This is a genomic window from Gordonia sp. IEGM753 (assembly GCF_050321825.1).
In the GTDB taxonomy this organism is placed as follows: domain Bacteria; phylum Pseudomonadota; class Gammaproteobacteria; order Pseudomonadales; family Pseudomonadaceae; genus Aquipseudomonas.
The window spans coordinates 294,073-319,736 of the sequence record NZ_JBNQGB010000006.1; the positions used below are offsets into that span (position 1 = coordinate 294,073).

The window sequence follows — 25,664 nt, forward strand, 5'->3', positions numbered from 1 at the left end:
TGGCCATTCGAAACAGGGCATGTGTTTCAAGAGGCATAAAAAAACCCGCCGAAGCGGGTTTTTTGTCGATCAGCTCACAAATACATCAGAGCTCGGAGAAGCACTCTTCAATGATCGCCAGACCTTTGTCCAACTGCTCGTCCGGCGAAGTCAGCGGCACCAGCACGCGCAGCACGTTGCCGTAAGTACCGCAGGACAGCAGGATCAAGCCCTTGTCGCGAGCCTTGGCCACTACGGAGGCAACTGCAGCAGCGTTCGGCTTGTGGCTGTCGCCATCGACAAACAGCTCAACCGCGATCATCGCGCCCAGCGCACGGACTTCGCCGATAACCGGATACTTGGCCTGGATGGCTTTCAGACCTGTTACCAGGCGCTCGCCAACAGCCTTGCAGCGGTCCAGCAGATGCTCTTCTTCAAACACTTCCATTACGGCCAGGGCCGCAGCGCAAGCAATCGGGCTACCGGCGTAAGTGCCGCCCAGGCCGCCTGGAGCAATGGCGTCCATGTATTCAGCCTTGCCACAAACACCGGCCAGCGGGAAGCCGCCAGCGATGGATTTGGCGAAGGTGGTCAGGTCGGCCGAAACGCCCATCTGTTCCATGGCGAAGAAAGTGCCGGTACGGCCAGCGCCAGTCTGCACTTCGTCAGCGATCAACAGAATGCCGTGCTGGTCGCACAGGGCGCGCAGACGCTTCATGAACTCTTTAGGAGCGACGTAGAAACCACCTTCGCCCTGAACTGGCTCGATGATGATTGCAGCGATGTCACGCGGCTCGGCGTCGTTCTTGAAGATGCGTTCGATGCTGGCGATCGAATCGTCAACGCTCACACCGTGCAGTTCGTTCGGGTACAGCGCGCGGAACACGCCGCCTGGCATCAGGCCCATGCCGGCCGAGTAAGGCACGACTTTGCCGGTCAGGCCCAGGGTCATCATGGTGCGACCGTGGTAAGCGCCGGTGAACGCGATTACGCCTGCACGGCCGGTGGCGGCACGGGCGATTTTCACGGCGTTTTCCACCGCTTCGGAACCGGTGGTCACCAGCAGGGTTTTCTTCTCGAAATCACCTGGCACCTTGGCGTTGATTTTTTCGCACACTTCGACATACGGCTCGTAGGCCAATACCTGGAAGCAGGTGTGGGTCAGCTTGTTCAGCTGCTCGGTCACCGCGGCGATGATTTTCGGGTGCACGTGGCCGGTGTTCAGTACCGCAATACCACCCGCGAAGTCGATGAACTCGCGACCTTCGACGTCAGTCACGGTAGCGTTCTTCGCGGACTCGGCGAAAATCGGGTGAATCTGGCCAACACCGCGTGGTACAGCGGCTTCGCGGCGCTTCATCAGGGATGCGTTAGTCTTGCTCATAGTGTCCTCATTCACCGCTCATCGGGCGGCGTGGTTCAAGGAAAGTGCGGCGGGGAGGCAACTACGGCAGCATGCGATGATCGACTGCCACAGCTTTCCCGGCCACAGAGAAAATTCCGTTTGAAACACGCAAAGGGACAGCGCTCTCGTGCCCTTTGCGTTTGAAGCAATGCCCTGCCAGGGCTCGTAAATCAAGCGTTTAGATGCCCAGGCAGAGGTATTTGATTTCCAGGTAATCTTCGATGCCGTACTTGGAACCTTCACGGCCCAGGCCCGAGGCCTTGATGCCGCCGAATGGCGCAACTTCGTTGGAGATCAACCCGGTGTTGACGCCGACCATGCCATATTCCAGAGCCTCGGCTACACGGAACACACGACCCAAGTCACGCGCATAGAAGTACGAGGCCAAACCGAACTCGGTGTCGTTGGACATCGCGATCACTTCGGCTTCGTCTTTGAAACGGAACAGCGGCGCCAATGGGCCGAAGGTTTCTTCCTTGGCCACGGCAGCGTTGTTCGGCACGTTGGTCAGAATGGTCGGCTCGAAGAAGTTGCCTTCGATGCTCTTGCCGCCGGACAGCACGGTTGCGCCTTTGCTCACGGCGTCAGCGATGTGCTCTTTGACCTTGGCCACGGCTTTTTCATCGATCAGCGGGCCAGTGGTGGTGCCGTCTTCCAGACCGTTACCGATCTTGAGTTTGGAGACTGCCACTTTCAGCTTCTCGGCGAACGCGTCGTACACCGAATCCTGAATGTACAGACGGTTGGCGCAGACACAGGTCTGACCGTTGTTACGGTACTTGGAGATGATCGCGCCTTCGACGGCCTTATCCAGGTCCGCGTCGTCGAACACGATGAACGGCGCGTTGCCGCCCAGCTCCAGGGATACTTTCTTGATGTCCTTGGCGCATTCAGCCATCAGCTGACGACCGATTTCGGTCGAGCCGGTGAAGGACAGTTTGCGCACGATCGGGTTGCTGGTCAGCTCGCTACCGATGTCGCCGGCACTGCCGGACACAACGCTGAACACGCCAGCAGGAATGCCGGCACGCTGAGCCAGTTCAGCCAACGCGAACGCGGAGAACGGGGTTTGCGAAGCAGGCTTGAGCACCATGGTGCAACCGGCAGCCAGCGCCGGGCCCGCTTTACGGGTGATCATCGCAGCCGGGAAGTTCCACGGAGTAATCGCAGCGGTCACACCGATCGGTTGTTTGATCACGATCAGACGCTTGTCTGGCTGGTGACCAGGAATCACGTCACCGTATACGCGCTTGGCTTCTTCAGCGAACCACTCGATAAAGGACGCGGCGTAAACGATTTCGCCCTTGGCTTCAGCCAACGGCTTGCCTTGCTCCAGCGTCATCAGGCGGGCCAGGTCATCCTGGTTCTCGATGATCAGCTCGAACCAGCGACGCAGCTTGTTCGCGCGATCCTTGGCGGTCAGTGCACGCCAGGCCGGCAGCGCTTTGTCAGCGGCTTCAATTGCGCGACGGGTTTCAGCGGCGCCCATTTTCGGCACAGTGCCCAGAATTTCGCCCGTTGCCGGGTTGTTGACCTTGATCGTCTGACCATTGTCGGCATCGACCCAAGCGCCATCGATGAAGGCTTGCTGGCGGAACAACTGGGTGTCTTTAAGCTGCATGTCGGCTTTCCTTAACAGCACCGCGGCAGGCGCGGAGCAAATTATGATTGTAGAAAGGCGCCTGAAAAGGCTGCCGTCAGGGAAATCATTCACCGGGCTGAAGCACATAAATAGCGCACGGATTGGACTCGTGCGGTTCAGCACCCAGACAAGAGCGTTTGAAATCTCAAACGAATCCTAGGATCAAAGGGGGTAAAGGACAATAGGCTGTTCGAAAAAAAGAACGAAAACGCCGCATTTGCCCCTTTTTTCTGATCAGCGTAGTAAACAACGCCTACGCTTTGAAAAAGCGCTGTTTATTCAGCAGCATGGACGCCTGCGGTGCATATGAGTATCATGGCGCCCGCTTGCACCAGTAGCTCAGCTGGATAGAGTACTGCCCTCCGAAGGCAGGGGTCGTGGGTTCGAATCCCGCCTGGTGCACCATATAGCAGAAACGAGAAAGCCCCGGGCCGTAAGGTCCGGGGCTTTTTTGTGGGCGCTGATTCAAGACGCACAGGTGCAGCGCCATTCCTCGGTTTGAAGTCGACCCCTACAAATCGCCTCGCAACGATCAGGTCTTTGCCAAATCCTGCATTCCCGAACATTGGTGTAGCACCGAAGCCGGTACCACTTCGGAGCCCGCGTCTCAATTGGGCGATACGCGGCGCGGGCGGACCTGCGAGTGTTTTCGTACTGGGCATGCTACCGGCCAAGATGGCGTTCCCTGATGCAGTGAAGGACAAGTCCAAGAGTTCGGTAAAGGGCGGCGGTCTGCGTAAACGCTGGAAAGATCGTAAAGGCCGCATTTATGAGTGGGACTCTGAAAATGGCAGGGTTGAGTTATACGACAAGCAAGGCAAGCATTTGGGAGAGTTCAACCCTGACACAGGGGAGCGAACCAAGGACGCCGAACGTGGCAGAACAACTCCAAAGTAATTAAGGGGAGACTCATGCACCTATGCATCACAGGTTTTTTATCGGGCGACAGCGATGATACTTCGCTGAAATATGAACTAGTCGTACCGTCGCAGTTTGAGCCAGCGGTACTAGAGGTACTGGGGTGGCAAAGCCTTGCACAAAGCCCGGACGGCGAATGGCTGCTTACAGGCGACCAATCTCAGCGGATTGCGACTGCGATTAAAGAGCAGCTACCCAGCGACCTGGATCTATTCATCGGGCTAGAGGCCTAGCGAACCAGTTGGACCCCTAACAGCACGCCAAAACGGTTCGCGCTTGGAGGCAGAAGCAGAAAAAATGCGAAAAAAAACCGCCGAAGCGGTTTTTTCACTCAGTCGTCCAATCAAACTCGTCGTACTCATCATCCTCTTCGTCCTCGAACTCTTCATCGTCGAGAACGTCTTCCTCAAGAGCCGCTTCTTTCTCCTGCGCCAGAAGAAACTCCTTACGACTCTCCGTCACTGCTCGCCGCAGTTCTTCGCCCTTGACCGGGCAGTTGAGCATTTGGGCGATGCGGTCGATTTTTTTCGCCATGGCTTCCTCCAACGCATCGGCTATGGCCCGATAGTGCGCGCTTTCGGGCCTGTATGCCAAATTGGCGACCGCTGTTTACCCGGTTAAACCCATCTAAAAAAAACTTCAGCGATGGTAACGCCGTACCACACTGCTGTTTTTCAGCACGTGGCCTTTGATTTTCTCCAGCAGTTGCGCGCGGGTCAGGCCAGCGGGCAAAGCGTCGGGGGCGAGGTCCAGGGCGTATAGCTGAATCACGTAATGGTGCGCACTGTCACCGACGGGCGGGCATGGGCCGATGTAGGTTGTGGTGCCTTTGGTGTTGCTGCCGCCCACGCCTTCAAAGGCAGATTTTGCGCCGACACCTGCAGGAATCTGGTGAGTGGTGGCCTTGATACCGTAATGCACCCAATGATCGACCCCTTGACCTTTTTGCCCATCGGGATCGTGCATCACGATGGCATAACTGAGCGTGCCGGCCGGGCCTGCGTTCCAGTTAAGCGCGGGGGAAATGTTTTTCCCGCCGCAACCGTGAGCGTCGCTGGCGGCGCCCGAGGTGAACAGTCGGTCATCCGTAACACCTGGGATATTCAGGGTGAAACGCTCCTGGGCCTGCACGGGCAGTTGCACGCAAAGGGCGACTGCAATGGCCGCCAGCCAAGGGTTCAGAGAGGTCAATCGGGTCATACCGGAGCACCTTGTGCTGGTGAGGCCGTCGTCGGCTTGCGAACTATAGCTGTACCGTTGGTGCCGTGGCAGTGGGAATTGGCTGAACCTGTGGATAAGTACCGAACTCTTACCTTAAATGTCTGCCTGGAGAGCGCTCATGGCACTGCACCGTGTTGCCCGTTTAGCCAATGTGTCCGAGACCCGAGGCCTGGAAGTCCAGATCGGAGACACAAAAATTCTGCTGCTGAAAGTGGGTGATCAATATCGCGCCTTTCAAGGCGAGTGCCCGCATGCAGGCGCACCGCTGGCTGAAGGAGCGCTGTGCAATGGACGCCTGATTTGCCCTTGGCATAAAGCCGCGTTCAGGACCGAAGACGGAGGATTGTGCGAGCCGCCGGCGCTGGACAGCTTACAACGCTATCCGCTGGAAATTCGCAGTGATGAGGTCTGGGTTGATGACCAGCCCTTGGCTGACGCTCATACCCCGCCGGCCGATGACGAGCGCGTTTTCGTGATCGTCGGTGCCGGCGCCGCAGGCACCGCCGGCGCGGTCACGCTGCGTGAAAAAGGTTTTGGCGGTCGTATCGTGTTGATCGACCGCGAGGCCGATGCCGGGTACGACCGAACAGTATTGAGCAAGTTTGTGATTGCCGGAGAAATGCCGCCGGAAGAAATCCCGCCATTGCGTGATGAACGTTTTTACCGGGAACAACGGATCGAGCAACTGCACGCCGACGTGGCAAGCCTTGATTGCACGAACAAGACCCTGCAACTGAGTGACGGCCAAACGCTGGCCTATGATGCGGCGCTGATTGCCACTGGCGGCATGCCGGACCCGCTATCGTTGCCGGGTGCCGATTTGCCTCAGGTTTTTCTATTGCGCTCCAAAGATCAGGCACAACAGATTTTGCACACGGCAAAACCCGGCCAGCGAGCGGTGATCATTGGCGACAGTTTCATTGCTCTGGAATCCGCTTCGGCGTTACGTCAGTACGGGCTCGCAGTCACCGTACTGGCACGCCACGCGGTGCCCTTTGCCAAGCAGTTCGGCGACACCGTCGGCAAAGCGATTCGGGCCCGCCACGAGGCCAACGGTGTGGTGTTTCATACCGACGGCGAAGCAACGCGTATCGAAGGCCATGGAAATGTAGAAGCCGTGACGCTGGACAATGGCCAACGCCTGCCCGCCGATCTGGTGCTGGTAGGGATTGGCGTGACCCCGGCAACCGGGCCGTTTGCCGATTTGCCGAAGGCGCAGGATCAGTCACTGCAGGTCGACGGCGGGATGCGCGTAACCGAGGGGCTGTGGGCTGCGGGCGATATCGTGACCTTCCCGCTCAATGGCCAGCCGCATCGCATCGAACATTGGCGCCTGGCGCAACAACAGGCACGAATTGCTGCCGCGAACATGCTCGGCGGCGACGAACATTACCTCGACGTCCCGTACTTCTGGACCTGGCATTTTGGCAAAAACTACGACTATCTCGGGCATGCCGAAAACTGGGACGAGGTCGAGTTCAAGGGTGATCCCTATCATCCGCCGTTCATCGGGCTGTTTGCCAAGAATGGTGTGGTGGCGGCTGCAGTCGCATGCGACAGGGAACGAGCGATGGCGATGCTCGCCGAACGGATGAAGCAGCCGCTGCCAGTGGACGAGGCGTGGCGGCTGATCCGGGACGTGGGCTAAGTACGGTTCTGCGGCGGCTGGGTGTCATCCTCCTCGGATGGCAAACGAATCACCCGCGGATGCGCGAGTGGCGCAAGAGCTGGCGACTCCAACGCCGGGTCCACCGGAAAAAAATGGCTAACTACGTGGCTGACATCGCCGTCCTGGGTGTTGTGGATGGTCATGATGCCGGGCTTGCGCAGCTTTTCCAGCCCATCGCCGGTCAGCTTGAAACTCTTGCTCAAGCCTTGATCATCCACCACCGGTGCCGGCAGTCGTCGCTGGGCGAAACTGCGGCTTTTGCGATGTTGATAACGCGCCCATGAAATCAGGATGACCGCGTTGATCACCGCCACCCATAGATAGATATGCAAGGTACCGATTGCGTCGAAAAGCCCCTTGTCGATACGCGGACCACCGTGCGTATCAATCAGCGGCCACAGGCCGCGAGCCAATAAATAGAGCAGGCCGATCCAGGCCAGCACCGTGCAAAACGCATCGACCACGACCAGGAATGGTCGCTGCCGGGTTCTGATGATTTTCATCTGATGACTTCCTCTTCATCGTCGTCCTGCGGTTTGATGCCCCGGTCCGGGCTGACCCACCGCGCACGTTTCTGATGCCGGCCGAACAGTACTTTGGGGAAACTGACCAGCGTGGTCAGCAGGCTGATGAACCAGAACACCAGCGGGTACCAAACCACCCAGAACATGGTTTTCCACAACCCTTTTTCATAGCGACGGTCGATCAGGATGCTGATCGCGAATTGCATCAGGCACACCATCGCCAGTAACAACCCGGTAAATGCGGGAGGCATCAAGTGATGCACGGCGATGGCTTCCGGCATTTCAACGAATTTACCGACCGCCCAGAAAATCACCGACAACAGGAAAGTGAAGGCCCAACCAGTGGACAGGCAGTATTCGAACAACAGCGGCCAGAGGTAGCGATGGCGGTACTGCCAGATTCCACGGATGTTCTTGAACAACACTTCGGCGCCGCCCTGAGCCCAACGCAGCCGCTGCTTCCACAGACCACCGAGGGTTTCGGGCATCAGGATCCAGCACAACGCACGTGGCTCGTAGAAGATGTTCCAGTGGTCCAGTTGCAGTTTCCAGCTGATGTCGATGTCTTCGGTGATCATGTCCGGGCTCCAGTAGCCGACCCGGTTCAGGGCCGTGCGACGGAACGCCACGATCACCCCGGAGACGGTAAAAATCCGCCCGAAAACCCGTTGTGTGCGTTTGATCAATCCGATGATCGACGAAAATTCACCCACTTGTACGCGCCCCACCAATGTCGAGCGGGTGCGGATGCGCGGGTTGCCGGTGACGGCGCCAAGCCGAGCGTTGTCGAGCATCGGCGCCACCAGGTAAGCCGCCGTGTTAGGCGCCAGTAACGCGTCACCGTCGATGCACACCAAGTATTCGCTGCGCGCCGCAATAGCGCCCATGCGCAAAGCAACAGCCTTGCCCTGGTTTTCCGCCAGATGCAGTACCCGCAAGCGGGGATCTTGCGCTGCGAGTGCGTCGAGCACGGCGGCGGTGTTGTCTTTGGAGCCGTCGTTGATCGCGATAACTTCAATGTTCGGATAGTGCTGAGCCAGCGCCGCATGAATAGTGTCGGCAGCGTTATCGCCCTCGTTGTAGCAAGGGATCAAAATCGAGATCAGCGGCTCGCCGGCCAATGGCGGAGGCAAGGTGTCGTCCTTCCACGGCCAGTGCCGCTCCCAGTGCAGCCAGAAATACAGGCCACCGGCGATCCACAATCCAGACATGAACAATGGATAGAAGAACACGAAGTCCATCAGGAATTGCCCGGTCACCAGGAAGATCAGCCCAAGGGGAATCCCGAGGACGATCGCCAGTACCAACAGAGCCAGCAGTCTATCCAGCATGTTATGGATTCCACTTGTTGGAGAGCGCAGGCCGCACGGTTTTCAAGTCCGGCAGGTTCTCGAGGAAGTTATCGGGGTAGTAGCCAAAACTGGTCGCACCCTGACGCTTGAGGATGCGCATCCAGTCGGCCAGTTGCTCGCCGTCGATGTCGGAATCGGTTTTTTTCGTCCAGTCTTTGGCCTGCAATTCAAACACTGTGCGCTCGAGCGCACCGGGCCTGGACTTGACCGTCGCCACCAGCGCTTCGAGCCATGGCCCGGATTGCTGCCGAGTCTGTTTTTCCATGAACGGCATGGCCATTGGCGCCGTCCAGTCGTAGGTGACGAGGAAGTCGTCAAGGTTCTGCGCGAACCACGTTTCGCTCTCGGGGTTGAGCATCGGCTCGGCGAAAATATTGCGCGCGGTCAACACTTGCGGGCCGCGAATGGCGCGCACCTTGGCCGTCAATTCCTTGGTGAAATCGATCAGGTAACGGCTTTTGAAACGTGTCCAGCGCTGCATTGTGGCGGGATCTGCACGAAGTGCTGCAATAGAGCCCGGCAGGCCATTGGCAGCATAAGTCTTGAGCGCTTCGGGGCTGGCGTCTTCGAAGTCCGACAGCACGGCATCATCGTGATAGAGAATGCCGTCGACAGAAGTCAGGCGCGCCACGTCTTCGTAGATTTCACCGATGATGCGTCGCACATTCGGGTCAAACGGTGACAGGCGTTTGTATTGGTCCGGGTCTACTGATGTCTTGCCGGTTTTCGGGTCCCAGCGAGTCACGCGTGGCAGCTTCGAATCCAGGGCAAAACTCAGCACTGGCATCCAGGCGAAGACCTTCACATGAGCCCGTGTACGCAGTTGCCACGCAACACGATCAAAGATGTCGGCAGCCACCGGCAAGTGACGGTTGGGGAAGTACAGCGAGTGCACCAACCCATCGCCTTTCGGGTCGGCAAAGGCTTGCAGGAATACCGTGTTGGCGCCCATGTCGGCCATGCGCTGGATCAATTTACCAAGGTTGATTTCCTGCTGCGCCGGGTCGGCGTCGTAGACGTTATCGAGGTCCACGTGCACCACGCGCATCGGAGCATCAGCCTGCACAGAAACGACACTGTTGGCGAAATGCTCGCCGTCCGGGTCAGAAGCCACCAGGAAACGCGGGCTGCTCATCAGGTTATCGAGGGCGTCCAGACCGTCATCCAGGGTCAAGGCCATTTGATAGCCTTCATCGGTGACCACTTGCAGTGTCGCGCCATCCGCCGCGCCGTATGGCCAGACCCAAACCCGTGGTTTTTTGCCCGTGACCTTGCGGATTTTTTCCGAAATCGCGGCAACATCCGTGCGCATCCGTGACTGGAATTCCGCTTCGGTTTCATAGCGACCATTCACCGCGTCATAGCGACGGGTGGCCGCGGCTGGCTGCAGGTTGCCCTGCGGGTTGGCCAGGATGCCTTTGTGGCTGGCGTCGGTGTGGGCGGCAATTTCCACCAACCCGGATTGCGAAATTTCGCGGATCTGATCCCAGGTCAAAAAGTCCGAACGTTGACGCGGCGTACCGGCGAAATCGACCGGCTGATTCAGCGGCGTGTCGATCCACACCCCGACCGGGGCCAGCAGTGCATGCCAGTTGTAGGCGCGCAGCACGGGCAGCACGCGGGTATAGAAACTGGCGTAGCCGTCGTCGAAGCTCAGCAAAATGGCTTTGGGCGGCAACTCGGGGCCACCCTTGCGGGCCGCGATGACCTGGTCGACGGTAACCGGTTGGTAGTTGTTCTCCCGCAGCCACGCCAGTTGCTCGATCATGCGTTCGGTGCGCACCGCCACCACCGCCTGATCGGGGTCGCGGTCTTCAATGTCGTGGTAGGCAATGCCGAGCACGTGGTTTTTTGGCCACGGTTTTTCGTTAGCCGCGACCGGACGCTCGGAGGGCGGCGCGAAGGCCGGTGCTTGCTGGGCGCATGCGCTGATCAACAGCACTCCCAGCAGGAGGATGAAACGCGAGATAAGAGGCATCTTCAAACTCTTTTAGAAGCGGTAAGTGAGGTCGACAAGCAGCCGCAAATCGGTTTCGCGGTCGCCGTCGTAAGGCCGGTTGATCACGCTCAACAGACCTCCCACCTCGAACACGTCATTCCAGCTATAGCGCTGGCCGTAACCCAGCAAGCCAATGCCACCGGTGCCATGATCGCGTTGGCTGTATGTGCCCGCCCCGGCCTGGAATTGCTGGCTCCAGGAGGTTTCATAACGGTGGTACAGCACGTGATTGACGTTCACCGTTGGCAACACGCTGAAGTCGGCTTTGGGGTTGAAGTACGGCACGTCTTCAGACATGGAGTTGTGGCTGGTGCCTACTTCCAGGCCCAAGTCGACTTGCACGCCTGGTCGGCTGTAGACGCCTTCGCGCCCGGTGAGTACCGCTTCGACCCGGTTGTTGCCATCGCTGAAGTGCGACGGGCTGACCGCCAGTTTCCACTCGCGACTTTCATTGGCGCGCCAGCGGATGAAACCGCTGCCACCGTTGGCGGTGACGTCGCTGTTCAAGGCTCGGAGCGGGGTTTGCGCCGAGAAATATTCGAGACTGCCGCCGTATTGCCACTGGTCGTCGATGTCCCGCGCAATGGCCAGGCGTGCGCCCTGCTTGCTGCCAAAGCCATAAGAGTGATTGGACACTTCTGCTTCAAGCGTCATGTCTCGCGTGCGGCGCTCCAGCCCCACGCGCTGGAAGCGGTGATTACCGGTGCCTTCCTCAAAATCGCCAGTGGCGTACCCGACGCCGGCGAAAACGCGCCAGTCTTCATCAATGGGCGGGCTGTAAAGTGTGGTTTCGATGCCAAAATCACGGCTGCCATTCACCGCACCCGCGTCGCCATTGCTGCCGCCATAACTCTTGCCGCCGTAGGTCTCAACGCGCAGCTCGGCCATGTCGTGCACTTCACGCTGGCGCGCCAGGCGTTGTACCTGACGGTTGTCCGGGAAGCGCGCGACGACGTCGTCGGTCAGCGCATCAACTTGCCGCCACTCTTGCAGGTCAAGCGCGGTTTGGCCCTGAGCAACTTCCAGCCCGACGTCACGCGGGGCCATGCTTTCGGTTTCCTTGAGTTGAAGCTCGGCACGCCGTGGCCAGTCTCGGGCCAGATACAGATCGGCCTGGGCCAGGCGCAAGCCAATGTTGCCCGGTGCCTGATCGACCAGGGTTTGCAGACGCTGCTCGCCGGAAGGCAGATCAGCGCCGTACGTGCCGGCCTGCGCAGCTAACTGCTGGGCGTCCATCCAATCATCGTTGGGGTTGCCTATGGGCAAGCCCTTGAGTTCGACCCGCGGGTTTTCGGTTTTGGCCAGGTCTTCGGCAACTTTGCGCGCCTCTTCAGCCTTGTCGCTTTCGAGCAAGGCGTAGTAAAGCGCGGTGCTGTCTTCGAGGCGATCGCCGGCGTCGGCGTCTGGCGCCGCCAGCACTTGGCGGTAAAGGTCAGTCGCGATTTCCGGCTGTCGCTGATCCAGATAAGACGAGGCCACCCAGCGCATGGCATAGGTTGGAATATGAACGCCCTCAGCGATCAGTTTCTGGTATTCGGTGATGACGTCAGCGGTGCGAGCACGCGCCTTGAGTGCTCCCATGCGGTCGATGCGCCAACGAACGACGTCGTCATGCGCAGTAGCGTCCGGGGTCCAGGTGGCGAGTAACTGGTCGTAATCGGCCAGCGCCCGGTCGGCGATCACGTAGCGTTCCTTTTCGCTGCGGGTGGCCAGTTCCGCCAGGCGCACACGCTCGGCGGCAAGATCGCCTTCAAGGCGCCGCACAGTCACTGGATCGATCAGCCCAGGTCGCTGACGAGCCAGGCGCAGGGCCGGTTCTGGCAGGCGTACACGTTGCAGCGCATTCACGTACTCACGAGCAACGTCGGGCTTGCTGCCGGCACGGATGAACGCCTGGTCGTACTCGAACAGCGAATCATAGCTTTTGCCGGCGCGGGCATAGGCATAAGCCAGAGCCATACGGCGGGAGGCGTCGTCCGGCTTCGCGGCGACCAGTGCCTTGGTGCGGATAACCGCTGCATCGGGATTGCCGGAATCGGCTTGGGTCAACGCCAACCCTAATTGAAGGTCAGCATTTTGCGGGTCCAGCGCCAGGGCCTTGGTGTAGACCTCGGTGGCCGAATCCCAACGTTTCAGATTTCGATAAGCGCGCGCGGTGGCGGTCAACGCCTGCACCGGCAACGCCCGATTGCGGCCTTGAGTCTCGTAGACCTGGACCACTTCGGCGTCGAGCCCGGCCCAACTGGCGATTTGCAGATGATCGCTGACCTGGCCGGTGGTGGCCTGGTTTTCAGGCACCTGACGCAGCACGGTCAATACCGGCGCGTAGTTGCCCGCTCGAGCATCAAGCACCAGTTGATCATAAGGAGTATTGGCTAACGCTATGGCAGGCCAAAGCAATTGGCTGCATAGCGCTACGCGAAACAGGGGGCGTAAACCACGATGTAACAACGGACCATCAATACGCGGCATTCGTCAGCATCCTTCCATGGCTAGCCGGGTCGCAATGCCCTCCTGGCCTTTCGTAACAAATTGACTGAATCCGGACCCAGTCAGACTTCAACCATCAAGTCTTGCACGCAAGCGTAGACCAATATTCAGATCACAATAATTGTTCAGATTGTGCGCACGCCCCTGGAGCGCATTAAACGGCGCACAGCAAAACGCCCGGCGCCTGCGTTTGCAGAGGCCGGGCGTTGCGGTGTGATAGGTGCCGTTACTGGACTACGCCAGCGCCACCGAGCTTGCTCATCACGAAGCCGACAAACTGCTCAACGGTCATTTTCTGGCCGTTGAATTCCACTTGATTGTTGGCGTAATGCAGCTTGCTGACGATGTTGGTGCCGTCCAGTTTCGCCAGTTGCGTACCGACGGCAATGGCGCCGAACATATCAGCAGTGGCCGTCGCCTGGTCAGCGATGACCTTGGCGTCGGCTTGCCCACCGAGTTGCCCCTGCACGCTCAACAGGTCCACGAGCATTGGCTTGGAGACTTGCACATTGACGTCCAGCAACGCGATCAATTGTTGAGTCAGTTGATCAGGCGGCAGGTCCATGGATTGCGGTTTGGTCAGGTCCAGCACCAGATTGGCACGGCTTTCACCATTGGCGGTGTTGAACGAAAGGTTCTCCAGGGCGAACTGCGGACCGGCGGCAAGGATTTTCTCCAGGCCGGTTTTTACCTGGGCTTCTTCTTCGGGAGTCAGGTTCAGTTCGGGTGCTGGCTGACCCGCGGCAGTGGCTTGGGCAGCAGCCTTCTCATACGGCTGCAGCTTGGTCTGGTAAATCTGCATCAACGACATCGTGGCCGGGATATCGAGGTTCTTCAGGCTCATGGCCATTTGCGCAGAACCAATCGTTTTGCCATTCAGCGACACTTCGCCAACCTTGTAATCGGCACGTCCCGAAGCGTTGGTATCCGTCTCTTCGGTCTGGTTCTTCATTTCAAACTTCTTCAAGCCCAGTACCGATTGCGGAGCACCAAACGTGGTCTTGCTATCGGTCAGCTCGACGGTGTTCTCGCCGGTGTAATAACCGTAGGTACTCTTGGTCAGGTTGCTGGCGAGGGTCAGGCCGTTAAGCTCCACCTTCACCGGCGTCTGGTCTTCAGCCACGGTGCTCAGTGTCAGGCTGTCCATGTAACCGTTGGCCTTGATCTTCTGCGCTTGGGCGTTGGCAGCGACATCGAGGCTCAGGCCAGAAAATTTCAGGGTCGATTTATCGTCCAGTGCCACGTCCAGCGGCAGCAACTGCAGCGTACCGTTGGTGGAGTTGTCGTAGCCGATGTTAACCACGCCAGTGAGCGGGGATTGGTCTTTGGCTGCGGCGAACCACTTTTCGGTGATCGGGGTTTTTTCCAGCGCATAGTGACTGGTCGCCATCACCGGCAACCATTTCAGCGACATCAGGCGCGAGAACGGTAGCGGGCCGTGTTCGATGTGATCGACGAACAGCAGCTCTACCGGCGCCGGACCGAACATCTCGCCTTCACCCTTGAGCCGGTAATGTGCGGTACTGCTGAAAACACCGCGTTCCAGCGACACCAGTTCCAACGACGCAGTGCCGTTGTAACCGACCAGTTCGGCCTGCAGCTCTTTGTTGGCGTCGGTGATGGCTGTGTTCAGCACACCCTCGATTTTGGTGCCGGTGTACCAGGCACCGCCGGCGCTGATTGCGCCGATGGCGACAACAATTCCAAGAAGCACGCCTGCTGATTTATTCATGAATTACCCGATCAATGTCCGTTGTTTGAAGGTGTGGTCGTCTTCCCTGAACCCGTGACGGGTACGGCTCGACTCCAATAAAAGTGCGATGGAGATTAGCATCAGGCGCGCAATGTCACCCAATGTTTAAAGGCTAAAGAGTGTCTATGGACCCGCCACACCGGTCGAGAGTTTCGGCGCTTGTGCAATATGGGGTTAAACGCAAACCCTGTAGGAAAACGGCTTGCTGGTGATAGCGATCGCGAAGACGCCATCGCTGGCAAGCCAGGCTCCTGCGGATCGGCGGTGTATCGGTTACAGACCCGATGGCTCAGGAGTATTGGACTTCCATCTCATCAAGCTGATGATCGAAGCTTTTGAGCCGTGCGGTCCACGTGTAGACCAACACTTCAAAATCCCGATTGATCACCGCCCCGCCCGTCACCTCCGCGCGCGGATCGCAGAAGTCCAGCTGATAGCGCTCGCGGGCCATGGCAGTCGCGACATCAGACAGCTCACGGGCATTGTTGAGCCAGTGCCAGCCCTCTTCATCCAGCTGCTTATCCAGGGCCAGGCATTGTTTCTTCAACGTCTCAAGGCTTTTTTCCAGCGGGGTGCCGGTGAGTTCGCCCATGACTTCCTGGAACGTGCGCCCCGGTTGCCAGTAGCTGCCCCAGAAATAACGGTCAAACACCGTTTCGACCCGGCGCAAAGCGACCTTGGTGTCCCAGATCAGCACCCGGGTCTTACCTTGTTCCAATTGTCTTTTTTTAGTGCGCTGCCCCTGGAACGAAGCCCAGGCAACCACCACGATAGCCATGACGGCTATCAACGCGGAGGCACTGTCGAGAAACACCAGAGCCTTATCGATCTGGTGGGCCAGCATGATGCCGTAGAAATAGGTGGCCGACAGCAAGACCAATGCCGCAATAGCGCACCAGAAGCCGGGAGCATAAGGGTTTTTCATTATTAGATCCCCATGACCAACGCAAGCCTTGATTGATGAGTTCGGCGTGCGACCTCATCAACTCAAAGCATAGCAACGGCCTCAGGGTTTGCCGGGTTGTGAGCCTTGCGTTCGTCCGCTTTCCCAACCGCCACCCAGCGCCAGGAACAAATCGATCTGGCTCATGGCAACCTGGGTGTTGGCGGAGGCCAATTGCGCCTGCACATCGGTGTAAGTGCGGGTGGCTTGCAAGTCCGCCAGGAATGACGCCCGACCGGCCTGATAAAAGCGGTGGGTCTGGTCAGCGGCCAATTGCGCCGACTGCCCGGCATCTGCCAATGCATCCCGACGTTGCAACAACGCCGTGTATTGCGCCAGACCGGTCTGGGCCTCGCGAATAGCGTTGAGTACCACGCCATCGAAGTGCGCCAGCGCACCTTGAGTGGTCGCCTCGGCCTCGCGAATTCGGGCCCTGGAACCGTTGGACGGCACGGTCCAGCTCAACAGCGAACCGAACCCCCAGCGATTGGTCGCCGGTTTACCGAGGTTTTCCAGCAGCCCCACCGTGCCCACGGTCGCGCCGATGCTGATGTCCGGGTACAGCTCGCCAGTGGCGATGCCAATGCCGGCAGTCGCAGCGGCGAGTCGACGTTCGGCCTGCCGTACATCGGGGCGTCGCTTGAGCAGCGCGGCGCCGTCACCCACGGGCACCAACTGCGCGATCTTCGGCAATTCGGCGCAACTGGCAGTGCCGGCCGGCAATTGATCCACTGGTTTGGCAAGCAGCATCGACAAACGGAACAGGCCCGCCTGACGGGCAGCCTCATAGCGCGGCATGTCGGCGCGCAAGGACTTGAATTGGGTTTGCGAACGGGTGACCTGGGTTTCATCACCGCGCCCGGCGTCGCGCAGGCGCTGGGTGAGCGTTGTGCTTTGGGACTGCAAGTCGAGTGAATGCTGCGCGATTTCACGCTCTTCATTCGCTGCGCACACTTGGGTATAGGCGCGAACAACGTCGGCTACCAAGGTAATTCGTGCGGTGTCTGCGGCGGCTTGAGTGGCATCGGCATTCGCCTTGGCCGCTTCAATACCACGCTGCAACGTACCAAACAGGTCGAACTGATACGAAGTGGTGATCCCGACGTCGCCCACGTTGGCCACGGGCACTTTTTCAGTCAGCAAAAAGGCTTCGCCCGATTCCTGCAGGCGCTGTGCGCCCAGTTTCACGCCACCGCTCCAGCCGCCAGCGGCATTGGCTTCGTCGACTTGAGCACGCGCACGCAGAAGACTGGCCGCCGCCACGCGCAAATCGGTATTAGAGGCCATCGCCTGCTGCACCAATTGATCCAGGCGCGGATCTTGGTACAAGCGCCACCAATCACTCGGCACCGGCGCCGAGACAACATCTTTATCGTTGACGGCTAGGTTGCCCTGCAGGTCTTGACGGTTTACGGCGGCTTCTTTCGGCAAGTGGTAATCCGGCCCGACCACCTGACAAGCCGATAGCAACAGGCCTAATCCGCAAACAGCCAACGCGTGGGCCCTGCTCATTTCGCGGGCTCCTGCTGTTTGTCGTCCTTGATCTTGTCGTCAATGATCGACACGGTCGCGGTCCGTCCGGCAATCATGCGGAAATCCGCCGGCACATCGTCGAAGGCGATTCGCACCGGAATCCGCTGCGCCAACCGCACCCAACTGAACGCAGGATTAACGTTGGGCAGCAGGTTGCTGCCGCTGGTGCGGTCGCGGTCTTCAATACCCGCGACAATGCTTTCCACATGCCCTCGCAGGCGGGAACGATCGCCGATCACCCGAATGTCGACACTCTGGCCGACATGAATGCCGTCCAGTTTGGTCTCCTCGAAGTAGCCGTCGATGTGGAATGAGTTGCTGTCTACCACCGACAACACCGGGCGCCCGGCCGTGACAAACTCTTGCGCTCGCGGCGCACGGTCGTTGATGTAACCGTCCACCGGGCTGCGAATGGTCGAACGGTCCAGATTAAGCTGAGCGCTGTCGACGGACACTTGCGCTTCCATCAGCGCCACTTCGGCGCGGGCCACCTTGGACTGGCTTTCTTCCAGTTGCTCGGCCGGCACCAGGTTGCCCAAGCCGCGGTTACGCTTGGCCTCACGCTGTGCCTGGGCCAGGGTTTCCTGACGGTCCGCGACCGCTGCTTTCGCCTGACGCAACGCCAGTTTGAAACGGTCCTGATCAATGCTGAACAACACCTGGCCACGCGTGACGAGTTGGTTGTCGCGCACTTCCACTTGCTGGATCAGCCCGGAGACGTCCGGCGCAATTTGCACGATGTCGGCACGAATGTGTCCGTCACGCGTCCACGGCGCGAACATGTAGTACATCACCATGCGCCACACAACAACGACCGCGAAGGTCACGATCAACAGGGTCAGGACCACGCGGCCGATGGTTAAAAAAGGTTTTTTCATGTCATCAGGTATCGACTGAGTGAATCCACGGCGCCAAGCAGCAAGGCGTAGAGAGCCACGTTGAACAATGCCCGGTGCCAGACCAGACGGTAAAAGTGCAGACGCGTCAGCAACCCGTGCACCAACAGGTAAAACACATACGTAATGCCCATCAACACCAGCAACGTGGGCAGGAACACCCCGCTGATGTCCAGATCACCGATCATAAAGGCGCTCCATCGATGCCATGGGGAAGCGGTTCTTCGAGTTCGCTGCTACCGACGAATTCCACACCGGGCAGCAGTGCCAAGCGCAAACCGCTCAAGGCGTGCAGCAAATGTAGTCGAGCGCCGTCATCACATTCGTGGTTCAACGCGCGGCGTGTGCGATCCATGGTCATCAGCAACGCGCTCGGTGCCGGCAGACGTTCGCCAGCCTTGAGGCATGCTTTGAAATATTCGCCGACTTCCGCCACCACCTGACGCAGCAGCACTTGCGGCACGCCGAGGACGCGCGGCGTATACGCCAGAAGGTCCAGCAGGTTGAGCGCCACGCGCAGTTCGCGCAGGGCAATGCCGGTGTCCTGGCCGATAATCGCCAGGCGCGGCAAGTGCTGCATCAGCCGATCGAGCATTTGCACCCCAAGGCGCCGATGTTCGGACAGCGACGCCGGTTCGGTCAGGCTGACAATGTCACGCCAACTGAAACGGGTCAGGCGTTTGGCCGCCAGTTCGGCGCCGAAGGGCCGCGCGATCAAGGTCCAGACAAAGGCAAACAGCAAACCGATGGGGCCGGCCAGGTTCGAGTTGGCGAAGCTGAGAAAATCCGCGTCGTACGCGCCCTGAATACTGATAAAGGACGAGGTGTTTACCAGCGTCAGCAGCATGCCCAGATAAAACTGCGGCTTGACGGTAAGGGTGCCGATGCAAATGAACGGCACGGCGAACGCCAGCACCAGCATCGGGAAGTCGTGCAGGTTGGGCAGCACCAGAAACAGGTACAGACTGGCAAACACCACCGACATCGCGGTCCAGAAAAAGAACCGGTAGATTTGCGGCGCAGGGTCATCCATCGAGGCGAAAAAGCTGCACGCCACCGCCGCCAGGATCACCGCGGAACCACCATCGGTCCAGCCGAGCAGAATCCACAACACAGACGCAACGATGATCGCGCTGATCGTCGATGCTGCCGAATAGAACATCAGCCCGCGGTCAAGAAAAGGTGTCAGCCGCCCCAAACGCCAATGCCGATAAACCGCGCGCCAGTTGTCCTGGCTTTCACATTGAATGGCGTATTGCAGGCTGCGGCAGTCTTGCCACAGATCGATCCATTCACCGAGACGGTACAGGGCATTGGAAAACAGCAGTTGCTTGCGATCATCCAGCGCCTCGGCGCTCGGTTGCTGGGCTGCAAGCTGATTTTTCAGGGCCTGCCAGCGATCGAGGTCGGCATCGGTGTGCTCAAGCCATTCGGTTGTTGCAGCAAGCAACGGGGCGAATTTATCCACCAGTTCCGGGGTACGCCGTTCCAGCGCGTACAGCGCATCGTCAAGCGCATCGATCACCGGAAGCAGGTGAATCATTCGCCCACGCAACTCTTTGGTGTTGCGCACGGTTTGCGGACGAGAGCCCTCATGGGGCAATTGGCCGATCATCAATTCCAGCGTGTTGAACGTCGCCACCATTGAGGAGCGTAAGGCGCTGACCTCTTCCGGCTTCACGCTGCGCGTCAAGAAGCGCTGGCTGTAAATCGAGGCATCGGCGAACCATTTGCTGACCGAATCATTGAACACTGGCGCCAATCGACGCGGCCAGAACATGCTGCCGACCACCGCCGCGACGGCGATGCCGAGGAAAATTTCCTCGGTCCGTGCCTCGGCCACATCCCACACTGCCAGCGGGTTATCGACCACCGGCAAGGCAATCAGCGGCAATGTGTAACCGGCGAGCATCAAGGCATAGCTGTTGGCCGTGCGCAGGTGCAGCGACAGAAACAACAACGTCCCGGTCCACAATGCGATGACCACCACCAACACATAAGGGCTTTGCACAAACATCGGCACGAAAAAAACCGCCGCTGCCGCACCGAGAAACGTACCGACCGCGCGGTACAACGCTTTGGAACTGGTGGGGCCGACAAACGGGCTGGAGACGATGTAAACCGTGGCCATCGCCCAGTAAGGCCGAGGCATTTGCATGAGCATGGCGATGTACAGCGCGATCATCGATGCTGCAAAGGTACGCACACCGTAAAACCAGTCTCGTGCCGGGGGCATGCCGCTGAAAAAACCGTTCACGGGTTAGTCACCGGAATTTGACCGGCCGCCTCGAACGCTCGCAACACGCGCAGCGCCGCTTCCAGGTCATGTTGATCGATCCCCTGGAGCACTTCGTTGCGCAAGCGCACCAATTCAACTTCGACTGCCTGAACCAATTCGCGACCGCTTTCGGTCAGGCTCAGGCATTTGGCGCGCCGGTCATGGGCGTCTTCGGTGCGACAGACGTAACCGCCGTGACACAGCTGATCGAGCAGACGCACCAGCGACGGACTTTCCATCCCCGCCGCTTGAGCCACCGTCACCTGACGCACACCTTCCCCCAACCGTCCGATCATCAGCAAAGGGACGGCACAGGCTTCGGATATTCCGTAGTTGACCAGCGTGGTCTGGCAGATCTTCCGCCAATGCCTGGCGGCCACCACCATGGAACTGCTGATGTTCATCTGGAGAGCGTCGATGGATTTCGGCACGGGAGACAATACACACTGTTAGTTTGCTAACTATCAATATCGCATTGGAGGGAAAGACGGTCAAGTTTTGATACAAATTGCCGTGCCGACATTTTGGATTATTTTTAGACCATCACGTCAGCGATGGTTATCAACGCTTCTGAGCTCGCTCATAAACACTGCTACGTTCGCGCGTTCCTACTGCTACAACCGCAACGACTATTCGCTCATCAACAACTTGGTAGACAAGTCTGTATCCGGCGGACTTCAACTTTATTTTGTAGCAGTCAGGCATTCCATGCAGGCAATCCATGGGAATTCGCGGCAACTCCAGCCGCTCCGCCAGTTTCTTCTTGAATTGATCACGTAACGTATGACCCAGCTTTTCCCACTCCTTGCGCGCAGACGGCAGGAACTCAAGGCTATAGGTCATCCAGGCTCACCGGCAATGGTGTTTCGTGACGGCGAGCGCGAACAATTTCCGCCAACTCGAGGTCATCCAATCGCTCCATCATGGCCTCGAACACATCCGCAGGGACCATGTAGCCCATGACTCGATTATGGTTGAGGACAGCAACAGGTCCCCCATGGGCGTTGTTCAAAACCGCCGATGGGTTTTTCTTCAACTCGGAAACACTGACGGCCTTATCGGCGAGAACACTTTGCATGATTTAGACCTCAATTAAGGTCTTAATATTGGTCTATTAAAAGCTTGGGAGCAACCTCCAAATCCCCAACCTCGTCATACGCCGCGCCCCTTCCTCAACAACACATTCAGTTGATCCACCACCTCCGCCCAATCCGCATCATCAAGTATTTCATCACGCAAAAAATCGGCCTGGCTCTTGGTCCAGAAAAACGCATCCGCCAGATGCAATTCGGGCTTGAGTGGCGAGTGGGTGGCGATGAATTGGTCGATGCTCACCGGATCGTCGTCCAGGCCGAGTTGTTTGAACAGGGACGGGAGGGTGTGGTTTGGCAATTCCATCATTGAATTCCTGGTGAAAGGCCCAGAGCAGGCTAGTGAGGTTCTACTGTAGGAGCCAGCCTGCTCGCGAAGGTTGCAACTGGCGCCACAAAACTTAATGGCTCAACTCACACACCTCGGCATGCGGCACCATTCTCAAGTACTCCGGCATGCTCATGTGCACCAGATTATTGTGATTGCCGGCCTCCAGATAGATGTCTTTTTGGCGCGTCAGCAACGGGTCGATGACCATGTCCAGGCCATAGGATTCGCCCAGCGCCGGCACCGCGCCACGCTCGCAGTCGTTGAACAGATGCGCCAGGGTGCTTTCCCGGGTGATCTGCCATTCGCCACTGCCACGCACTTTGCTCAAGTCCAGGTGACGGCTCGCGGGCAGTACCGCCATCAGGTAATGACCGTGGTGATCGTCGAGGATCACCGATTTCGCCACCCGTTCGGCGGGGATGCCTGCAACGCGCGCCGTTTCAAGGCTGCTGGCGGAGTGCGGGTGGGTGACGATGTCAAATTCGCATTGGGCCTGTTCCAGGCTGCTTTGCACGGTTCTTGCCATACGCATGATGCACCTCGGTGTCCGCAAAGGTGTTCGGCGGACGATGGTTAAACCTCTTCATTCCATAGAAAGTCTAGGCCCGATGGCGCATTACGCGCGGTAAATCTGCACGTGGGGACAGCACCCGCCGCTGATCAAAATTCATACAGCTCCAAGCTCAACTAGACTGTAAAGAGTTACCCCTGACGCTCACGGAGGGTCGAGTGATTACCCGTTGCTGTGCAGTTGCGATGTTGTTGGCCCTGAGCGGATCGGTTCTCGCCGCAGACCCGGTTGTAGTGCTCACACCCAACCCGATGGGCCTCTGGTTGATCACCTTTGGCATCGCATTTCTGATCGCCGAGGCAGCCCTGCCCAACTATGGGGTTATCGGCTTGGGCGGCATCGTGATGTTTGTGATCGGTGCCGTCATTCTGACCCACACCGATGTGCCCATTCCCCTGATGATCGGCCTGGGTTTGATCAGTGCGTTGCTGCTGGTTTTTTTGTTGATACGCGCATTGAAAACCCGTCCCCGCCAAATTGTCAGCGGAGATGCCGGTTTGCTCGGCAGCGTGACGTCTGTGATGTCGCTGCTGCCAGGCAATGCCTACAACGGTTGGGTTCACCTGCAAGGCGAGCGCTGGCAAGTATCGAGTGCGACACCGCTGCAACCGGGACAAACGGTACGGGTGGTGGCACGTAAAGGTTTGATGCTGGAAGTGGCCGCGGCTGACGCGGTGCACAAAGGAGAATAGTCATGGGCCTGCAACTGGGTTTTGCTGCGCTGCTGTTGCTGGTCATTGCGTTGGCGGGGTCAACCTTCCGCATTCTGCGCGAGTACGAACGCGGGGTGGTGTTCCAACTCGGGCGCTTCTGGCAGGTCAAGGGACCGGGGCTGATCTTGCTGATTCCGGTGGTGCAACAAATGGTTCGCGTCGACCTGCGCACCATCGTCCTCGACGTGCCGCCGCAGGACGTGATCACCCGCGACAACGTCTCGGTCAAGGTCAATGCCGTGTTGTATTTTCGCGTGCTCGATCCGCAGAAAGCGATTATTCAGGTCGAAGACTTTCTGATGGCCACCAGTCAACTGGCGCAAACGACCTTGCGTGCCGTGCTCGGCAAACATGAACTCGATGAGCTGCTCGCCGAGCGCGAGCGGCTGAACATCGACATCCAGCAGGTGCTCGATGCCCAGACTGATGTTTGGGGAATCAAAGTCGCCAATGTCGAGATCAAACACGTGGACCTCAATGAATCAATGATTCGCGCCATCGCCAAACAAGCCGAGGCCGAGCGCGAACGACGGGCCAAGGTGATCCATGCTGAAGGCGAATTGCAGGCCTCGGAAAAACTGATGCAGGCCGCAGAAATGCTCGGCCGACAACCTGGCGCGATGCAGTTGCGTTACATGCAGACGCTGACCTCGATTGCCGGCGACAAGAGCTCGACGATTGTCTTTCCGCTGCCCATCGAGTTACTCAAGGGCATGGCGGATTTGTCTTCAAAATCGTGAGGCGCAACTAGTGGCTTGAGGCCGGACATGGCTGGCCGTCGACGGGGCAGATGACATAGAGCCGCGCCAGCGTATCGTCCACCTTCAACTCGTCGATGGCTTTCCAGCCACTTGGTACGGGCGCAAAATCGTAAGGCGCCACGCTGCTGCTGATCAGCCAGACCCGTCCTGGCGTGCGTGGCAGGTCTGCCAGGGCATCAAGGTAGATTTCCTTGCCACTGTCTTCCACCAACGTACCGAAACCGTAGGCATTTGGCCGGCCCGAGCGCCCGTCGGGAAGCGGCGGCGTGTAGAGCATCGGTTGCGCAGCGGTGCGGTTGTAGTAGACGTAGCTGAAATACCAGAACAGATCGCTGACGACGATGCGGTCGCCGTTGGCGTAATGCTGGTTAACGTAATCGACCATCACGTCGATGCGATCAGGATCGGTGGTGTAGATATTTTTCAGGCCAACCCCTTCCACACCGACCACCACCAGCAATGCCGCCAGCGCCCACACCCGGTAATGTTCAGCGAGGCGGTCGAGGGCAATCGCCAGAATGATCGGCAAGCCCAACGCCGCGAACATCAGGTAACGATCCACCAGCAACGGCGTCGCCAGCGAGGCCAACCCGATGACCAGCAACGGCACACAGGTATACGCCGCCACCAATGTGTTGAACCGGTACTCGCTGCGGTCCGCGCGAAGGATCAACACCGTCACTGCGATCAAGGCCAGAGGCAACAGCACAAACACCGGCCATGCGCGCTGAAGGCCTTCGTCATAGGTCATGAATTGCCAAATCACTGAAGGCAACGACTTGACGGTAATCGGCTCGATCCAACCCACATCACCGCCGAGCTTGAGTTGCTCCAGGTGCTGCAACTGATCCACCAGGCTGGGAATCCAGGGTGCGTAAAGTGCGACGATAGCAACGTTGGCCACCCACCACGCAGGCCGCGTGACCAGTGGGTTGCGCGAATTGCTCAGGCGCAGCACCAACAGATAGGTCCAGTGCGACATCACGCACAGGGCCGTGAAGTAATGGGTATAAAACCCCGCCGTCATCAGCAGCGCGTAAACCATCAGATAACGCTGACGCTGTGGGTGTTTTACCCACAGCACCAGCGCAATCGTCGCGCCGATAAGCCAGAACCCCAGCAGCGAATACATCCGCACTTCCTGGCTGTAGCGCACAGCTATCGGCAATAGCGCCACCAGCAAACCGGCGAGTGCAGCGGCACGCCGTGTCGCAATCAGCCGCACCAGCCAGATCACCAGCACCACCGTGCCCAGGGCGGGCACCACGCTCATGAAGCGGATGGAAAACAAACTGTTGCCGAACAGGTTCATCCACGCATGCAGCAACAGGTAGTACAGCGGCGGATGAACATCGTGTGCCGTATGAAACCAGGTCAATGCCGGCGAGTACTGACTCAGCAGCAGGCTCGAACCTTCATCACACCAGATGGCGGAGTCGGTGAGGCCATACAGCCGAATCGCAGCCGCGAGAATCAGGATCGGCAACAGCCAGCATTCGCGAGCCGCGTGGAGCCATTGCTGCACTACTGATGTGTTCTCACCCACAGCAACCCATTCCCCCATCGTGACCTGCACCTTTCAAGACGGGGGTAGA

25 protein-coding genes and 1 tRNA gene are annotated in these 25,664 nt (G+C 58.7%); 6 read left to right on the forward strand and 20 right to left on the reverse strand.

All coding sequences use genetic code 11. The features are described from left to right. Positions 1-85: 85 nt before the first annotated feature. Both gabT and gabD read right to left on the reverse strand, forming a co-directional pair. Entirely contained in the window at positions 86-1,363 is a 1,278-nt protein-coding gene (gabT, locus tag ACQR3R_RS25310; RefSeq protein ID WP_428276559.1) for a 4-aminobutyrate--2-oxoglutarate transaminase, read from the reverse strand. 199 nt (positions 1,364-1,562) lie between these two features. Next, entirely contained in the window at positions 1,563-3,005 is a 1,443-nt protein-coding gene (gene gabD / locus ACQR3R_RS25315; RefSeq protein WP_428276561.1) for an NADP-dependent succinate-semialdehyde dehydrogenase, read from the reverse strand. Positions 3,006-3,354: 349 nt separating this feature from the next. Between gabD and ACQR3R_RS25320 the strand changes: the two genes are divergently transcribed. The 3 genes from ACQR3R_RS25320 (at position 3,355) to ACQR3R_RS25330 (ending at position 4,177) form a co-directional block, all read left to right on the forward strand. Next, positions 3,355-3,431, forward strand: a tRNA-Arg gene (locus ACQR3R_RS25320). 255 nt (positions 3,432-3,686) lie between these two features. Next, on the forward strand, positions 3,687-3,923 hold the full coding sequence (locus tag ACQR3R_RS25325) for a colicin E3/pyocin S6 family cytotoxin (protein WP_428276563.1): 237 nt from the start codon (positions 3,687-3,689) through the stop codon (positions 3,921-3,923). Positions 3,924-3,937: 14 nt separating this feature from the next. After that, on the forward strand, positions 3,938-4,177 hold the full coding sequence (locus ACQR3R_RS25330; RefSeq protein ID WP_428276565.1) for a pyocin S6 family toxin immunity protein: 240 nt from the start codon (positions 3,938-3,940) through the stop codon (positions 4,175-4,177). 94 nt (positions 4,178-4,271) lie between these two features. Here the strand turns inward: ACQR3R_RS25330 and ACQR3R_RS25335 are convergent, their stop codons facing one another. Further along, a complete protein-coding gene (locus ACQR3R_RS25335; RefSeq protein ID WP_428276567.1) occupies positions 4,272-4,478 on the reverse strand; it encodes a hypothetical protein in 207 nt (68 codons plus the stop codon). Positions 4,479-4,583: 105 nt separating this feature from the next. Continuing rightward, a complete protein-coding gene (locus ACQR3R_RS25340; protein ID WP_428276569.1) occupies positions 4,584-5,144 on the reverse strand; it encodes a YbhB/YbcL family Raf kinase inhibitor-like protein in 561 nt (186 codons plus the stop codon). Between the two features lie 139 nt (positions 5,145-5,283). Between ACQR3R_RS25340 and ACQR3R_RS25345 the strand changes: the two genes are divergently transcribed. Beyond that, positions 5,284-6,813 (forward strand): FAD-dependent oxidoreductase, encoded by a 1,530-nt coding sequence (locus ACQR3R_RS25345; protein ID WP_428276571.1) that lies wholly within the window; start codon positions 5,284-5,286, stop codon positions 6,811-6,813. Here ACQR3R_RS25345 and pgaD read toward each other — a convergent pair. The 15 genes from pgaD to ACQR3R_RS25420 all read right to left on the reverse strand — a co-directional run bounded on the left by pgaD (position 6,810) and on the right by ACQR3R_RS25420 (position 22,556). Continuing rightward, complete coding sequence (gene pgaD / locus ACQR3R_RS25350; RefSeq protein ID WP_428276573.1) at positions 6,810-7,337, reverse strand: poly-beta-1,6-N-acetyl-D-glucosamine biosynthesis protein PgaD; 528 nt, start codon at positions 7,335-7,337, stop codon at positions 6,810-6,812. The genes ACQR3R_RS25345 and pgaD overlap by 4 nt on opposite strands. Further along, positions 7,334-8,689 carry a poly-beta-1,6-N-acetyl-D-glucosamine synthase gene (gene pgaC / locus ACQR3R_RS25355; RefSeq protein WP_428276575.1) on the reverse strand — a complete coding sequence of 452 codons (1,356 nt, stop codon included), beginning with the start codon at positions 8,687-8,689 and terminating at the stop codon, positions 7,334-7,336. The genes pgaD and pgaC overlap by 4 nt, the downstream gene beginning before the upstream one ends. A gap of 1 nt (position 8,690) precedes the next feature. Beyond that, positions 8,691-10,688, reverse strand: coding sequence for a poly-beta-1,6-N-acetyl-D-glucosamine N-deacetylase PgaB (gene pgaB / locus ACQR3R_RS25360; RefSeq protein ID WP_428276577.1), 1,998 nt, complete (start codon positions 10,686-10,688; stop codon positions 8,691-8,693). Between the two features lie 12 nt (positions 10,689-10,700). Continuing rightward, positions 10,701-13,181, reverse strand: coding sequence for a poly-beta-1,6 N-acetyl-D-glucosamine export porin PgaA (gene pgaA / locus ACQR3R_RS25365; protein WP_428276579.1), 2,481 nt, complete (start codon positions 13,179-13,181; stop codon positions 10,701-10,703). 244 nt (positions 13,182-13,425) lie between these two features. After that, entirely contained in the window at positions 13,426-14,931 is a 1,506-nt protein-coding gene (locus ACQR3R_RS25370) for a DUF945 family protein (RefSeq protein WP_428276581.1), read from the reverse strand. 310 nt (positions 14,932-15,241) lie between these two features. Continuing rightward, entirely contained in the window at positions 15,242-15,877 is a 636-nt protein-coding gene (locus tag ACQR3R_RS25375) for a hypothetical protein (RefSeq protein WP_428276583.1), read from the reverse strand. An 81-nt stretch (positions 15,878-15,958) separates the two neighbouring features. After that, positions 15,959-17,407: an efflux transporter outer membrane subunit gene (locus ACQR3R_RS25380; RefSeq protein ID WP_428276585.1), complete on the reverse strand. Its 1,449-nt coding sequence runs from the start codon at positions 17,405-17,407 to the stop codon at positions 15,959-15,961. Continuing rightward, positions 17,404-18,306, reverse strand: a complete 903-nt coding sequence (locus ACQR3R_RS25385; protein ID WP_428276587.1) for an efflux RND transporter periplasmic adaptor subunit — start codon at positions 18,304-18,306, stop codon at positions 17,404-17,406. Before ACQR3R_RS25385 ends, ACQR3R_RS25380 begins: the two co-directional genes overlap by 4 nt. After that, entirely contained in the window at positions 18,303-18,512 is a 210-nt protein-coding gene (locus tag ACQR3R_RS25390; RefSeq protein WP_059404133.1) for a DUF1656 domain-containing protein, read from the reverse strand. Before ACQR3R_RS25390 ends, ACQR3R_RS25385 begins: the two co-directional genes overlap by 4 nt. Continuing rightward, complete coding sequence (locus ACQR3R_RS25395; protein ID WP_428276589.1) at positions 18,509-20,581, reverse strand: FUSC family protein; 2,073 nt, start codon at positions 20,579-20,581, stop codon at positions 18,509-18,511. Before ACQR3R_RS25395 ends, ACQR3R_RS25390 begins: the two co-directional genes overlap by 4 nt. Next, positions 20,578-21,006, reverse strand: coding sequence for a winged helix DNA-binding protein (locus ACQR3R_RS25400; RefSeq protein WP_428276591.1), 429 nt, complete (start codon positions 21,004-21,006; stop codon positions 20,578-20,580). The genes ACQR3R_RS25395 and ACQR3R_RS25400 overlap by 4 nt, the downstream gene beginning before the upstream one ends. Positions 21,007-21,163: 157 nt before the next feature. After that, the gene (locus tag ACQR3R_RS25405) at positions 21,164-21,445 is read right to left on the reverse strand and encodes a type II toxin-antitoxin system mRNA interferase toxin, RelE/StbE family (protein ID WP_428276593.1); all 282 of its coding nucleotides are present in this window, start codon (positions 21,443-21,445) and stop codon (positions 21,164-21,166) included. Next, entirely contained in the window at positions 21,435-21,680 is a 246-nt protein-coding gene (locus tag ACQR3R_RS25410) for a type II toxin-antitoxin system prevent-host-death family antitoxin (protein WP_428276595.1), read from the reverse strand. Before ACQR3R_RS25410 ends, ACQR3R_RS25405 begins: the two co-directional genes overlap by 11 nt. 74 nt (positions 21,681-21,754) lie before the next feature. Further along, positions 21,755-22,000, reverse strand: a complete 246-nt coding sequence (locus ACQR3R_RS25415) for a DUF2789 family protein (protein ID WP_428276597.1) — start codon at positions 21,998-22,000, stop codon at positions 21,755-21,757. A 94-nt stretch (positions 22,001-22,094) separates the two neighbouring features. Further along, the gene (locus ACQR3R_RS25420) at positions 22,095-22,556 is read right to left on the reverse strand and encodes a YbaK/EbsC family protein (protein WP_428276599.1); all 462 of its coding nucleotides are present in this window, start codon (positions 22,554-22,556) and stop codon (positions 22,095-22,097) included. A 197-nt stretch (positions 22,557-22,753) separates the two neighbouring features. Between ACQR3R_RS25420 and ACQR3R_RS25425 the strand changes: the two genes are divergently transcribed. Both ACQR3R_RS25425 and ACQR3R_RS25430 read left to right on the forward strand, forming a co-directional pair. Next, a complete protein-coding gene (locus ACQR3R_RS25425; protein WP_428276601.1) occupies positions 22,754-23,287 on the forward strand; it encodes an NfeD family protein in 534 nt (177 codons plus the stop codon). A 2-nt stretch (positions 23,288-23,289) separates the two neighbouring features. Further along, positions 23,290-24,048 carry an SPFH domain-containing protein gene (locus ACQR3R_RS25430; RefSeq protein WP_428276603.1) on the forward strand — a complete coding sequence of 253 codons (759 nt, stop codon included), beginning with the start codon at positions 23,290-23,292 and terminating at the stop codon, positions 24,046-24,048. A 7-nt stretch (positions 24,049-24,055) separates the two neighbouring features. Here ACQR3R_RS25430 and ACQR3R_RS25435 read toward each other — a convergent pair whose 3' ends face one another. Further along, positions 24,056-25,633: a glycosyltransferase family 39 protein gene (locus tag ACQR3R_RS25435; protein WP_428276605.1), complete on the reverse strand. Its 1,578-nt coding sequence runs from the start codon at positions 25,631-25,633 to the stop codon at positions 24,056-24,058. Positions 25,634-25,664 lie beyond the last annotated feature (31 nt).